Below are 15,212 nucleotides of genomic sequence, written 5' to 3'. Positions count from 1 at the left end.
TTGCATGAATATTGATTATTGTAAAGTATAGCGTATTTTTAACCATGAAGAATTTGCATGCTGCTGTTTTGTTTATATGAACAAGGGGCTTTCGTTCGGTTTTTTTGTGAACGTAAGACCCCTTATTATATGTTATGTCGTTTGTTATATATTTGAATGAGCACAGGGAAAAGTAAACGCTTATCACGCGTTAGTCAAAAGACACACCACCTTTTAACCAAATACCCCATTCGGTAAAGTTACATTTCAAACATTCATAACATGGCAATTCGCATGCGTCACTACATGAGCCACATTCAGATCCAAAACTGCATGGGTTCCTGTCGCTGAATGTTGGTGCTGGTTTGCAGTTGGTTTCTGGGCAACATTTTTTACTGCGAGAAAATTCAACTTTGGCACCAAAGCCAAGGTGTGGTTCCCAGCGTTCTAAATCTGTCCATGTATAACTCAAGTGAGTAAAAATTTTGTGTGAGCATCCTTTTGTTTCTGCAGCACAAAAATCAACATCGTTGATACTTAAGAAAATAGGATTATTTGATGTATTAGTTTGGTTATTACCATTATTATTGCTTATATTCTCATTTCTTCGGAAGTGGATATCATCATCCTCTCCGGTATTGTGGAATGCAAACTGCGGGTTGTCAATATTTTGGTTCCTACGAGTATCTGGTGCGGTAAAATTAGGAGTGTCTGCCAGATTGCTACGGCCGCTGTTGCAATTTCTACCAATAGGTACGTTGCTGCCTGCATGCAACGTTGCCTTGCTATTAGATGCAGAGAGTGCTATTGGGCTATTATTTGCTCCTGGATTATTGGTGGCTCCCCCTCCTTCTTCAGTAGCATTATTAGGTGTGAATCCGATTACGTGCGCATCACCTTTGAGTACCCATGTGCGCTCTTCTCGCTCAAGAGGACAAGGGCAATCGCAGTTTACTTTTATTTTTTCGCACGTTCTACCCCAGAAGTTATACCCAATATCCCAAGAATAACCTTTGTAGGTATAGTTAAACATTGCCGATGCATCACCTTGTACACCAATACTCACATCAACATCGCAGCAGGTAAGATTTGCTACTGGGCGGAACACACGTGCAAATTGTGCAGAAGGCATTGATGGATTTGGATTTGCAGCATTAGGATCTGTTGAAGCGAATAGATTTGTTACTGGTGTGCCCATTTTTGCTGCAAGCATATAGCGAGAATTGGAACCATTGATTAAATCAAAAAAACGACGTTGGCGAGTTTTGATCAAATGTGTAATATTTGCCTGGAACCAGAGGCTAAAGTGTGATTCTTGATCATCACGCTCCCATAACATCACGTGACCATTCAAACCACCACCAATTTCCCAGTGATGTCCGTTACCAACAATTGGTTCAAATAGATAGGAGCCTTCTGGTCGATTACCCGTTGGTGCTGCAAACCGAACTTCGATGCCAAGATGGTGATCATAATCTTGTAGGAAGTCATAACCAATAGCAACGTGCAAATCAGAAAGACGTGTTTTGGTAAGTTTACCGCAGGTTACCATGCGAGCACAGTTTAATTTTTCAAATTCAACGTTACCATTAGTTGCTGTACCTTCTCCGTTATCTGAGTCATTGTTATTGGGTATAATTCCATTCAGATCTGGTACACGGCATGTATTCACAAAGTCCTCAAAACTGTCGAGTAAGTTTGCACGAGGTATTTCAGCATCACTAAAATAACCTTCTTCATGTGGTAATGTACCTTTGTTAATAATGTGCTCAGAATAACCAAGGCGATAGCGAATGTGTTCTACTGGTGCGTGGATTTTAATATACATACCATCATACCATTCGTTTAGCCCAATGAATAAGTTAAAGTCAATGCTTGCAGAATCAACTCGTGGGTCAAAAGTAATGTATGACTTAAAATCTTGTGGTAGTCCAAAATAATCTGCTAACCAATCTTTTGGTGTTCTGTCAGAATAACATTTGCCAGAAATATTGATTGTTGGGCAATTGCAGTTGATTAAATCGTCACCAAAAAGTGCCGGTGCAATAGTGTTTTCTGAGTGGAATGTTCTATTGTATTGTGCTGTTATAGCACATGTTTTATAAAAACTTTCTTTATCATACATGTGTATATGATTGGTACAACCAGCAAGTTCTAATGCCGTATCAACGCTGCGTGAACGCGGTCTAATTAATGGTGCAACTTTACCACTTGCTTGAGTCAATACTGCGCTTATCAGTAAAGTACTGAACGTGTATTTTTTTAGTTGAGTTCGCATTGGGTTACTCCTTGTTTACGGTGATGTTACCACCGTCGCCTTGTGTTATATAATTAATCAAATGATATTCCACCTTTTGCCCACACACCCCATTCAGAAATATTGCATTTCATACAACTTTCACAGTGGTCTTTGCAACAACAGCATCCACCGTCTGCGCCATCGCATGAGTTAGTACCTTCTTGTGAGCAGCACTCTTTATTTTGCGCAAATTCAGCTTTTGCGCCAACACCAATGTATGGTATCCATCCATTTTCTCTTTCTTCAAAACGGTAGCTAATGTGCGTAAAAATTTTGTGAGACATACCACGTGTTTCTGCATTACACAAATCAATATCATCTACCGTTAGGAAAATAGGATCTTTTGAGGTGCTTGTTTGGTGATCATTACCTGCAGATATATTTCTTGCAAAAACAATGTTTTCATTTGCGCCGTTACCGGTAACTAAACGAGCAAACTGAGCGTTGTCTATTTGTTGATTTCTTCGTGTATCAACTGATTGTCCTGCGGACTCTGTGTTACAAGCTGATCCTATTGATGTATTGCTGCCTGAATGAACGTTTGCTTTACTATTGGTTGCAGATAGTGCAACAGGTAATGATCGGAGTGCTTCTGTAGTAGCGTTGTTTGCACCAAATCCGTATACATACGCATCACCTTTGAGAGTCCAGGTGTTTGGTTCTTTTTCAAGTGGGCATGGGCAATCACAGCTGAATTTTATTTTTTCGCACCCTCGTGCCCAGAAGTTATATCCAATATCCCATGAGAATTTGTTACATGTATAATTAAACATTGCAGTTACATCACCCTGTACACTGCTACTGACATCAACATCACAGCAGGTTAAGTTTGCTACTGGGCGAAAAACATTTTTAAACTCAGCAGACGGTTGTATACTTCCGGTTTGATCACCTGCTAATGTATTTGCCCATAAATTTTGACCTACGGGTATACCAAGTTTTGCTGCAAGCATATAGCGAGAGTTGCCGCCATTATGTACTAAATCAAAAAATCTTTTTTGGTGTGTTTTAAACAGATGGGTTACATGTGCATCAATCCATACACCAAAACTTGATTTTTCATCATCACTTTCCCACAAAATTTTGTGCATGCTTATACCACCACCAAGCTCCCAGTGGTGGCCGTTACCAACAATTGGCTCAAAAAGATATTCACCGCTAGGTCGCGTGCCAGTCGGTGCTGATGCGCGAATTAAAATACCAATGTGATAGTTTTTATTCTGAAAAAAATTCCAACCCAAAGCACATTGTAGATCAGAAAGTTTTGTTTCATTGAGTTTTTTACATCCGGAAATTTTTGCACATGTTAGTTTTTCAAATTCAACATTACCTTTTTTTGCTGTTGATGTGCTGGCATTAAATTGTCCATCAAGTGTTGGGACTTTGCAATCAACAATAAAATCCTGAAATGTGTTAAGTAAATTATCGCGTGGTATAAAAGCTTGGCTAAAGTAGCCTTCATCGTGGCCACGTGTTCCAGTTTCTTTTACCGTTTCACTCATATTTAAGCGATACTGTGCACGTTCAATTGGTGCATGAATTCTAAAGTATGCATTTTCCCACCACTCATTAAGGCCAATATACAAATTAAAATCTACGCTAAACGTTTCTATGCGCGGTTTAAAGGTTATTTCTGATTCAAAATCTGATGGCAAACCAAAATAATCAGCTAACCAATCAGTTGATGTGCGGTTGGTGCTGCATTTACCAGATACTCTTAGTATTGGGCGTGGGCAACTGCAATCTACATCGCCGTTAAATAAACATGGAATAATTGTTTTGTTTTCTCTGAATGAGCGCGTGTATTGTGGTGTGATAGCAAGACTGCCATATATTTCTTCTTTGTCATATAGATTAACGCTATGCGCCCAACCAGCAAGTTCCAATGCAGAATCAACCGAGCGAGAGCGGGGGCTAATGAGAGGAACAACACCACTTGTTGCCTGTAGGATAACCATGCTAGAAAGTAAAGCAAGGTATATATATTTTTTGAGCATTGTTTGCATGCTACAACTCCTTTTTTTTAATATAATGCATGTAACTGGTGCGCAAAATTATCGTGCGCGATATGTCAACATAATCAAATGATACTATCAGATAGCAAGATTTTGTTGTGCTACCTCCTCCTTCCGCTTTTCTATAATATCAAAAGAGTTTTATTTTACTGTTTTTTGATAAATCATTTTTTACACTAGATCAAATTTTTATATATTTCAATAAAAAAAGGCTCGGAATTAACCGAGCCTTTTTCGTACTAGCTTTGTTTATTAACTGACTTAAAATCAGTTATACGAATACCTTAGTCAAAGGATACGCCACCTTTAACCCAGACACCCCATTCAGAGAAGTTACATTTCATGCAACTATCGCAAGAGGTATCACAGCATGAGCTGCATGAGCCACAGTTTCCTGTGCTGCAAGAGCTTGAAGTTGTTGAGCAAGAGCTGCTGTCTGTTGAAGTGCAGCAATCTTTGCTTGAAGAAAACTCAGCTTTTGCACCAACACCTACGTATGGTGTCCAGCGATCTGTATCTTGCCATGTATAACTCAAGTGAGTGAAGATTTTGTGCGATTGACCTTTGGTGCGTGCACCGCTCAAATCCATATCGTCTATTGTTAAAAAGATAGGATTTACCGATGTTCTTGTTTGAGATCTAGTGTATGTTGTACTGGAACTTCTCAAATTGTTAATATTTTCACTAGCTGTATTATCTGCTACAACCCGAGCAAATTGAGCATTATCAATATTAGGATTGAGGCTTGTCGCATCAGAGCAGCTAGTTCCTATGGGAACATTTGCACCTGCATGAATAGTAGATTTACCAGCACCAGTTTGTGTTGCTGAAAGTGGTATAGCAGTATTTTGGGTTAATGCACCTCCATCTGCTAAAGCGGAGAAGCCATATACGGATGAGTCACCTTTGAGCGCCCATGATTTTGGTTCTTTTTCAAGTGGGCATGGGCAATCGCAGTTTACTTCGATTTTTTCGCAGCTTCGGCCCCAGAAGTTATACCCAAGATCCCATGCAAAGCCGCCATTAGTGTAGTTGAACATTGCTGTTACGTCACCTTGCACGCCAATGCTTACATCAACATCACAGCAAGTGAGGTTTGCAACTGGGCGGAATACATTAGCAAATTGTGCAGAAGGTGCAACACTCCCATCATTGTCACCTGCTGCTGGATTACCAAACAGATTGTTAACTGGTGTGCCAAGCTTCATTGCGAGCATATACCGTGAGTTACCACCCTGATTTACCAAATCAAAAAAACGACGTTGGCGGGTTTTGAACATGTGTGTTACGTTTGCATCAACCCACAAGCCAAAATGAGACTCTTCATCATCACTTTCCCAGAAAAGAATGTGACCACTCAAGCTACCGCCAAGTTCCCAGTGATGCCCGTTACCAACAATTGGTTCGAACAAGAAGCATCCTTCTGGACGAGTACCAGTTGGCGCAGAAGCTCTGAGTGCAATACCCATGTGGTAATCTTTGTCTTGCAAGAAGTTCCATCCAATAGCAGCCTGTATATCAGAAAGCTGAGTTTCTGTTAGCCGTTTGCAGGTAGACATTTTTGCGCAACTCAGTTTTTCAAATGTGACTTTAGAGCTTATTGCATCTGTGTTGGCGTTTGATTCTTGACCGCTTAAACCAGGAACTTTACAGTCTGATACAAAGTCTTCAAACTTATTGAGCAAGCTTGCACGAAGGATATATGCTTCACTAAAGTAGCCCTCTTCATGGTTTTTAGTGCCTTCAGTTTTTACTGTTTCCTTGAAGCCAAGTTTGTAACGAGCGTGTTCAATTGGTGCATGCATCCTGAAGAACAAGCCTTCCCACCATGAATTCAAGCCAATGTAGAAATTGAAATCTACACTAAACGTGTCAACATTTGGAGAAAATTGAACTTCTGATTCGAAATCTTGTGGCAAGCCAAAGTAATCTGCCAACCAATCATTAGCACCTCTGTCTTCGGCACATCTACCTGAAATTTTCAATGTAGGGCATGAGCTGCAATCCACATCACCACCAAATAAACAAGGTATGATTGTTTTATCTTCTCGGAATGAACGGGTGTATTGCGGTGTAATTGCAAGTGTGCCGTAAATACCTTCCATGTCATACAAATTCACATGATTTGTCCAGCCAGCAAGTTCTAGTGCTGAATCAACAGAACGGGAGCGAGGGCTGATAAATGGAGCAACTTTGCTTGTTGCTCCGATGACTGCTGAGCCCAAAAGCACAGCAAAGCAAAGAGACTTTTTGAAGATTCCTTCCATAACATAACTCCTTAACCCAACTAGTATGGATCGCATATATAATTTATGTAAGTATACGTGTGTCGGTTTTTGTTAAATGAAAACATTAGAACTAATTATTGACTGCTCCCTCCTTTCGTTTCATTTACTCTATCTTTACTTTTTATAGCACAACAAATGATTGCTCGAGATACTAAAATAATTTTAACCTTAGAGCAAATTTTTGTATATTTCAATACATCGTCTGGCTTACTGCCGTGTGTCAACATATCTTGTCACCGGTTACATTATAGTATGCTAGAATTTTTTTTGTAAAGAAAAAAGTGTAAAAAGATAGTCTGGGTCAGAGATCCGGAATGATCATGTTTATGAAAGTACCTTTATATGCTGTGTTTCTACGCCTGGATACTTGTACACCTTCTTGTAGAGAGTCTTCCGCTGAGTAGTTCTGGTCATCTTTTTATTTTACAAAAATTTCTCTGTGAAAACCTCGTTGCTTTGCAAAAATATTTTTTTGACTTAGATGTTTTTTCTGATGTGCTTCATGGTGTAACTGCGTGTGTAGTTGCATTATTTTTTTTCAGGAGGTGGTTTACATTGCTATATGCGGGCTATCAAGAAATAAAAACTAATCGAATGAAAATATTTACCCAAAAAATATTGTTGCTCGTATTATTTACCGGCATTGCTGATGGTATAACATCGTTTTTTTACTTTGTGTTCAAAAACTATGGTATGCCACCACTTCCTGTATATGTTGGTTTTGCTTTTACAGCGGTAGCTCTGTTTGTATCAACTTATGTTGGTGAAGTGAAGAATAATAAACGACAAATTACGCAAAGTAATTTTTTACTTTTTGCATGCATACTTGGAATAGTACAAGGTATTGCATTGCTGCCAGGTATTTCTCGGCTTGCAACTACGTACACGGCAGGGCGATTGTTAGGTTTTTCTCATCGCAATTCTTTTGCAGTATCATTTATGATCCAGTGGCCGTTGATTGTTGCAGCTTCAACAGTTGGTATATATAAGCTGTATAGTGTCGGCTTATTAAGTCAATTATTGCATCTGCAAATACTACTGGTTATTGTTATAGGAGGAGTTGGCGCATGGTATGCTCTTATACTAACCGAGTATTGTGCAAGAAAGAATAAGCTGTATTTCTTTAGTGTGTATCTATTAATTATTGTAGTATTATTGCTGTTATCGGATTTTTAAATAATAATTCTCACGTTCATACAGAGCTTGTCGAAGCGTGTTAATATTTGTATTCTTCGACAAAATAATGGCGAGCGATGGGTTTGACGTAGCGCATGGGGGAAGCAACATGTTTCAATTAAAAGTGAGAGAGTTAAGTGTAATTGTGTTGAGCGCAATAACTGTCATATTATTTTTTTCTTTATACTCATATAATCCACACGATTCGTCTTTGTTCTATTACACAAGTCAAGAATTACCTATTACCAATTGGTGTGGCGCAGTTGGTGCGCATATTGCCGCCTTCTTTTTTTATTTATTTGGTGCAGCATCATTTGTACTCGTTGCTATTGCCATATTTGTCATATATATACTTTTTGCACGTCATTCATTTGTAGATGAGTGGGATAGATTAACTGCACTTGCCACAAGTGTTTTTATTGGCGCAAGTGGTTTTAGTATGTATGGTATTGGTGGCGGACGTATTGGTACACATGTATATATGACGCTTTTTTATCTTTTTGATGATATTGGTACTACTGTGTTTTTATATACCATGGTATTAATGTGCTGTGTGATTGTATTGCGAGATTCATTTTTTAGTATCATATATTTTGGATTTTGTGTTATTCAATTTTTAGTGAGCCCCCGTTTTTTGATTCCAGTATATCGTATGGTTGCTACAGTGTTCGTGTGTGTAACTAGTATGGGGATCTGGTGTTTTAACAGCATGAAAAAAGTATTTGAAGGTTTTGCTGTTGATGAATCTGATCAATCATTGATGGCTTTTGAATACGATTTTATTGATGACGAAGAAACAAATTTTGACGCTTTTTCTGGCATAAGCTGTGCACCCTTAATTCAATTTAATGTACAAAAAAAAGAGTGTGAGCAAGATCAATATTCATTGACAATACAAAAAAGACAAGAAGTGTTGAGTGCGTTGCAGCACTCGCTGAGTACAAATACTAATGGGCAAATATCTGTACAAAATAACGAAGGCAGATCACAACAACCTTTGCACTATAATATGCAGCAAGTTGATGATGCTCAGCAACAAGAAGTAACCGATGCACATGTACAAGATACAAGCGGTCATATAGCGTATGGACAAGAAATTGACCATGTCAGCTCTTTTTCGTTCCAAAAACAAGACAGTTATCGATTGCCAAGTGAAAGTATTTTTATTGGTGTGCAAGATGAAAAAAATAATGTCTCTATTATGCACCAGCTAGAGCAGCGTGCACGTACGTTAGAGAAAAAATTAGAACGGTTTGGCATTAGTGGTAATGTCATTGCAATCAAGCGTGGGCCAGTTGTTACATTATTTGAATATAAACCAGACATTGATGCAAAAATTAGTAAAATTATTGCTCTTGAAGATGACCTTGCAATGGCTCTGCAAGCGCTTTCAATTAGAATTATTGCGCCAATTCCTGGTAGGTCTGTTGTTGGATTTGAGGTTGCAAATACACATCGCACGGATGTATTGCTTGCAAAAGGTATTCAGTCAGATAAATATAAACAGTTTGAAGGTTCATTGCCATTGATTTTAGGAGAGGATACTGTTGGTAATGATGTTGTAGTTGATTTGGCGAAAATGCCACACCTTTTGATTGCTGGTTCCACGGGTTCGGGTAAATCAGTCTGCTTAAATGCGATGCTTATTAGTTTATTGTGTAATAAATCGCCAGATGATTTACGGCTTATTTTGATTGATCCCAAAAGATTAGAGTTTGCAAGTTATACTGATATTGCACATCTTATTTTTCCAATTGTTACCGATCATAAAAAAGCTTCATCAGTATTGCGTTGGGTAGTTCAAGAAATGGAACGGCGTTATCAATTGCTTGCTGAATGTGGTGTGCGTAGTATTCATGATTATCGTGCATTGCAAAAAGATGGCGAAGAAATAATGCCGTTTATTATTGTGGTTATTGATGAGTTAGCAGATCTTATGATGACAGCAAGTAATGAAGTAGAAGATTTGATTACGCGGATTGCGCAAATGGCACGGGCTGCTGGTATTCATGTTATTTTGGCAACGCAGCGTCCATCAGTTGATGTTATTACGGGATTGATAAAAGTAAACTTTCCTAGCAGAATCTCATTTCGTGTAACATCAAAAATTGATTCACGTACTATTCTAGATGGACCTGGAGCAGAAAAATTGTTGGGATGTGGTGACATGCTTTTCTTAGATTCACATGCGGCAAAAGTTCATCGCGTACACGGCTCATATGTTTCGGACGATGAAATTATGCAAGTGACTAATCATATTCGTGCTCAAAGGCCAGTGCAGTATCAGGAGTTGGCGCCTGTGTTGAACGACGATACCAATAAATTGTCTGGTGAAGATGATCAATTGTATAATGATGTGTTAAATTTTTTAGATACAATTGATGAGATCTCAATCTCATTATTGCAAAGAAAATTCCGGATAGGGTATAATAGATCGGCACGTATTATCGATATGCTTGAAGCACAAGGCATTATTGAGCCTCCACATGGCGGTAAGGCAAGGAAAGTGAATCGTTAATAGTTACTGTGTACGTTATTGTATAACAATCATTCCTTGACAAATGTTAAAAAAGAAGCCATTTTCTCTGCATCATCGTAAATAAAATATATATAGTTTTCAGTTTAACATCGTTTATAAGAAAAAACGGAGAATGTCAATGCGTTTTGATGAGCATTTTTTAAAAGGGGCGCTTGTTGAAAGTGAAATCGTTCAAGATTCGTTTCCAAGGCAAGCTAACTTTAGCGTTGATACACGCACGTTGCAAGAAGGCGATATCTTCGTTGCATTACCAGGAGTTCATCTTGATGGTCATAATTTTTTAGAGCACGCTTTGCAAAAAGGTGCGGGCGGTCTTATTATCGAGCGAGATAAAAAAAACCTGCTTGATGCAATCAAAGGACAGACTAAGAATAAATTGGTTATTATTGTTCCAGATACATTGCAAGCATTAATACGATTGGCAGCGGTATGGCGTGCGCAGTTTATGTATCCAGTTGTTGCAATAGCCGGTTCGGTTGGTAAAACAACAACAAAAGAAACAATTGCAAATATTTTGGCCATTAATGGTAATACATTTTTGGTTTCTCATGGCAACCAAAATACTAAAATTGGCCTTGCGCTGAATATGTTACGCATGCGTGACGAACATGAGATGGCAATTTTTGAAGTTGGCGTAAGCAAGCGTGGTGAGATGGCTAAACTTGCTGATATGTTACGCCCAACAACTGCGTTAATTACAAGTGTATGTCATAGTCACATGGAAGGGCTAGGGTCTCTTGCTGATATTGCATTAGAAAAGCGTGATATCTTTAAATATTTTGACGAAGATAGTATTGGTATCATTTGTGGTGATCAACCAATTATTGCGAGTGTTGGATATTGCCATCCAGTAGTGAGGTTTGGTGCAAAAACAGTTAATCAAATACAAGCACGCAAAGTACATCTAGGCAATGATCATATTAGTTTCGTATTGAAAGTGTATAAGGAAAAACACCGAGTTGTATTAAAACAAATGCACGAAGGTGCGGTGTTTAATTCACTTGCTGCAGTTGCAGTTGCGTATTTGCTTAATGTTCCTGTTAAAACAATTGTTGAAGGTATTCAAATGCCGTTGGTTGTTGCTGGGAGATTTGAATCAAAAAAAATTAAAGGTAGTATGGGTGGTACAATTATTGATGATTGTTACAATGCAAATCCGGAAAGTATGAAGGCTGCGTTGCTTGCGTTTCAAAAAATTGATGCGAAAGCAGAAAAAATTGCGGTGTTAGGCGATATGCTTGAACTTGGTGTTAATAGTCCTTTTTGGCATCGCCAATTGGGTAGATTTTTACGCAAAGTTCCGTCTCTTAATCGTGTTATTTTAGTTGGCGATATGGTTAAATGGACGGAAAAAACAATTCCTGTTCAACTGAAAGTTGAAGTTGTGTCAACATGGAAAGAAGCTGTAGAAAAACTGAGGGGTATGTTGTCAAAAGAAAGTGTAGTGCTTGTAAAAGGGTCACATGGTATGAAATTACATAATATAGTAGCAGAATTTACCTAAACTTAGCGCAAACGGATTTTTTACTTGATGATAAAAAAAGTTAAACATATACCTGTACTAGTTAACGAAGTTTTAAAATACCTTGATCCACAACCGGGTAAAATATATTTAGATGTAACATTTGGCGCGGGTGGGCACACCCGCGCACTTTTAGAGCATGAGAAAAGGTGTAGCGTTATTGCACTCGATTGGGAACGTGAGGCGCTTGATGTATATGGTGCGGTGTTGCAAGAGAAATTTGGTGATCGTCTTCGTTTGATTTGGGGAAATTTTGCGTTATTATATAAAATTTTGAAAAAGGAAGGCATATGCCACGTTGATGGTATTTTAGCAGATTTTGGTCCTTCAACGATTCAGCTAAAAAATAAAGCAGGGTTTTCTTTTGCATCGGATACATTACTTGATATGCGTATGTCACCAGCTCACCAAAAAACAACCGCACAAGAAATTATTAATACGGCGACAGAAAAAAAACTACGAGATATCTTTTGGGAATTTGGGGAGGAGCCGTTTGCTAAACACATTGCGCGAGCAATTGTTATGCATCGCAAGCAAAAAAAAATCAAAACAACTGCTCAGCTTGCACAGTTGATTGAAACTATTAAGCCAAAACGTCTGGGTAAAAAAATTCATCCAGCAACAAAAGTTTTCCAAGCGTTACGTATTTATATTAATAAAGAATTGGAAAATATTAGTGCATTTTTGGCTAGTGCGCTTGATGTGCTTAAGCCGGGCGGTAGATTAGTTTGTATCTCATTTCACTCGTTGGAAGATCGTTTGGTGAAGCGATTTTTTAATCAGCATGAACGGATGCAACAATTGACTGTTTTGACCCCAAAGGTAGTGACTGCAACTGAAGTGGAATTATTAGAAAACCCATCGTCACGCTCAGCACGTTTACGAGCGGCCCAAATGATGTAATATAGTTTTTGTTGACAAAAAAGGCTCATATTATAAAATGTTACTGCAGTTGAAATAAATAAGCAACATACATGGAGATGGTAACACGTATCTCGTAAGGATTGCGGCCATGAAAATAACCGAAGTTAAGGTGTATCCGGCAAAAGATAGTGGTAGACTCAAAGCATATGCTACTGTTGTTTTTGACAGTAGTTTTATTGTTCGTGATTTAAAGGTTATAGAAGGTAATAAAGGTTATTTTGTGTCGATGCCTTCGCGCCGCAGAAAAGATGGAACCTTTAGGGATATTGTGCATCCACTCAACTCAGAAATGCGTAAAACGATTGAGCGAGTCATTGTTGATGAATATAAGCGTGTTTTGGAGTTTGGAGGTGCTGCAGGGCAGTCTGATGGGGACGCTCCTGATTATGATGACGCCGAGTAATAATTGTAGTAAACTACGATAACATAAAACTTTTTGGGGCGTAGCCAAGCGGTAAGGCACCGGTCTTTGGTACCGGCATGCGTAGGTTCGAATCCTACCGCCCCAGCCATACATGTGCTACTATGTATATAGCACATTAGATAATTTATATAGATGACGTACTTTGCGTATACTAAAAACTATGAAAAAAAATACATTATATCTTGGCTCAAAGTCTCTTTCTCGCCAGGAACTTCTCAAACAAGCGCACATTTCTTTTACGTTAGTTAATCAAGATGTTAACGAATCAGTTTGTGATTGGAATTTATCACTTCCAGAAGTAGTTCAAAATATTGCTATCTATAAAATGCAGCATACTATTCTGCCTGATGGCGACGATGAAGGTGATATCTGCTTTGTTCTAACTGCCGATACGCTTTCTCAAGATCCGAATGGTTCTATCGCTGGCAAGCCAAAAGATCGTGCTGATGCAATACGTATGCTTCGGCAGGCGCAAGAAGGCTATATGAAAACCGGTACAGCTTTTTGTTTGGATAAAAAAATTTGGCATGAGGGGAAATGGCATAAGCATGAGCGTATTATTGAGTATGTAGAGGGGCGGTATATTTTTAATGTACCAAACAATTGGATTGATACCTATTTAGATACGTCCGATCGCTATAGCATGTCTTCTGGAGCATTAACTATTGAAGAATATGGCATTTTGTTTTTTAAGGAAGTTCAGGGTTCGTTTACCGCAGTTGTCGGTCTGCCGATGTATGAATTAAGACAAGCCTTAGAAAAAATTGGATTTTTTTTATAAGATGATTTTTTTATATGAAAACATATCTTGCTTGCTTGGTAACCTGTTTTACTTTTCTTGCTCTAATTGAGCTTCAATTTTTTTTCTGCGCTCTCTGATTTTTGCAAGTCTTACCTCATGTGTTGGGTGTGCTCTTGATAGAAAGTTTCCGATTTTAATTGGATCTAATGATTTTATTGCTTTAAATAATTTTTTGAAAAATGATTGTATGTTAGCTCCATTTTTTTCTTCCTCTATCTCATACGCAAGTATTTTTTCATAATCTCTTAGAGTTACGATCGCATTTTCAGGTGTATCGTTTGTTCCAATCGAATCATCGGCTTTTTGTTCCCGCCTTTTTTTGTAGTGTCTATATGTTGCGATATTTATACAATTCAAGGCTAAGCCCGATAGTAAGTTGTTGGTTAAGTGTTTCCACCACGCAGATGGCTTGCCTCTTGGTTTAAGTTTTAATAAGCAAAAGCCAATTGCTGTAATAGCGGGTATAGATAAAGAGGCCATTAATCCGCGCAATGCATCATTGTTTTTTATATGATTAATTTCGTGTTCAAGAGTTCCTGATAGGCCACCACTGAGCTCAAGTTCTATATAATCACATCCATCAATTATTGTTTCCAATTCGTATATGAGGTTTGTTATATGAGTTGGATCCATCTGATCGTCAGTTAGTGTTCTTTTTTTCTTTACCAGAAACATATTTACCCCTATGGTGTTGAGCTCATTTGCTATTTCTACACCGCGATAAATTGTATCACCAATATTTTTCCATTGTTCTTGCGAAAAGAAGCGACTTGGACATTTATTTTTTATACAGTACTGTACCTTTTCGTAAAGTTCATTAAACTTACCCGTTACGAGTTGAATATCTATTGGGTACTCAATCATAATGTACCGTTTTCCGTTCACAGTCGTAGCTGAAGCTGGGCTTCCTATTTTTTTTAATCGAGGCTTGTTTTTTACAATAACAGTTTCGGGATTTTTGACAGTTGCCTGTTTTAGTTTTGCTTTTACCAATTGTATAAGTGTTGGAGATGCATCTGGTAGCCCTTCAAAGTATTCTGTTGAACCATTTAAATTAAAATAGACCAAAGTTTTACGATATGCTAAGTGGCCAATTGGTCCAACTGCTAATCCGTACTTTAAAGCACTAATGTCATCACGCCAAGTTTTTGAATATACATTTTTCCATTTATTTCCGTGACCAGAAAACCGTGGCCTTTTAAGGCCGGGGATGAATGGTCTCCCTTAGTGGGCGGATATGAGTA

General features: G+C 38.3%; 10 protein-coding genes and 1 tRNA gene. 7 read left to right on the top strand and 4 right to left on the bottom strand.

Features of this window, described 5'->3' with window-relative positions:
- Positions 1 to 190 precede the first annotated feature (190 nt).
- From KC460_00055 to KC460_00045, 3 genes are all read right to left on the bottom strand, one after another.
- The gene (locus KC460_00055; GenBank protein ID MCA9769748.1) at positions 191 to 2,257 is read right to left on the bottom strand and encodes a hypothetical protein; all 2,067 of its coding nucleotides are present in this window, start codon (positions 2,255 to 2,257) and stop codon (positions 191 to 193) included.
- Between the two features lie 53 nt (positions 2,258 to 2,310).
- Entirely contained in the window at positions 2,311 to 4,284 is a 1,974-nt protein-coding gene (locus KC460_00050) for a hypothetical protein (protein MCA9769747.1), read from the bottom strand.
- Positions 4,285 to 4,577: 293 nt separating this feature from the next.
- Positions 4,578 to 6,560: a hypothetical protein gene (locus KC460_00045; protein MCA9769746.1), complete on the bottom strand. Its 1,983-nt coding sequence runs from the start codon at positions 6,558 to 6,560 to the stop codon at positions 4,578 to 4,580.
- Between the two features lie 363 nt (positions 6,561 to 6,923).
- On the opposite strand from KC460_00045, the gene KC460_00040 reads away from it, so the two are divergent.
- The 7 genes from KC460_00040 to KC460_00010 all read left to right on the top strand — a co-directional run bounded on the left by KC460_00040 (position 6,924) and on the right by KC460_00010 (position 13,947).
- A complete protein-coding gene (locus tag KC460_00040; GenBank protein ID MCA9769745.1) occupies positions 6,924 to 7,757 on the top strand; it encodes an undecaprenyl-diphosphate phosphatase in 834 nt (277 codons plus the stop codon).
- Positions 7,758 to 7,866: 109 nt separating this feature from the next.
- Entirely contained in the window at positions 7,867 to 10,275 is a 2,409-nt protein-coding gene (locus KC460_00035) for a DNA translocase FtsK (protein MCA9769744.1), read from the top strand.
- Positions 10,276 to 10,414: 139 nt separating this feature from the next.
- Positions 10,415 to 11,800, top strand: coding sequence for a UDP-N-acetylmuramoyl-tripeptide--D-alanyl-D-alanine ligase (gene murF / locus KC460_00030; protein MCA9769743.1), 1,386 nt, complete (start codon positions 10,415 to 10,417; stop codon positions 11,798 to 11,800).
- Positions 11,801 to 11,827: 27 nt separating this feature from the next.
- A complete protein-coding gene (rsmH, locus tag KC460_00025; protein MCA9769742.1) occupies positions 11,828 to 12,721 on the top strand; it encodes a 16S rRNA (cytosine(1402)-N(4))-methyltransferase RsmH in 894 nt (297 codons plus the stop codon).
- 109 nt (positions 12,722 to 12,830) lie between these two features.
- Positions 12,831 to 13,145 carry a septation regulator SpoVG gene (spoVG, locus tag KC460_00020; protein ID MCA9769741.1) on the top strand — a complete coding sequence of 105 codons (315 nt, stop codon included), beginning with the start codon at positions 12,831 to 12,833 and terminating at the stop codon, positions 13,143 to 13,145.
- A 34-nt stretch (positions 13,146 to 13,179) separates the two neighbouring features.
- Positions 13,180 to 13,254: transfer RNA gene (locus tag KC460_00015), tRNA-Gln, on the top strand.
- Positions 13,255 to 13,326: 72 nt separating this feature from the next.
- The gene (locus tag KC460_00010) at positions 13,327 to 13,947 is read left to right on the top strand and encodes a Maf family protein (GenBank protein ID MCA9769740.1); all 621 of its coding nucleotides are present in this window, start codon (positions 13,327 to 13,329) and stop codon (positions 13,945 to 13,947) included.
- Positions 13,948 to 13,995: 48 nt separating this feature from the next.
- Here the strand turns inward: KC460_00010 and KC460_00005 are convergent, their stop codons facing one another.
- On the bottom strand, positions 13,996 to 15,036 hold the full coding sequence (locus KC460_00005; GenBank protein MCA9769739.1) for a M48 family metalloprotease: 1,041 nt from the start codon (positions 15,034 to 15,036) through the stop codon (positions 13,996 to 13,998).
- Positions 15,037 to 15,212 lie beyond the last annotated feature (176 nt).

The organism is Candidatus Dependentiae bacterium (genome assembly GCA_020431705.1).
In the GTDB taxonomy this organism is placed as follows: Bacteria; Babelota; Babeliae; order Babelales; family Vermiphilaceae; genus JAGQHQ01.
This window is presented reverse-complemented; position numbering and strand designations above follow the sequence as displayed.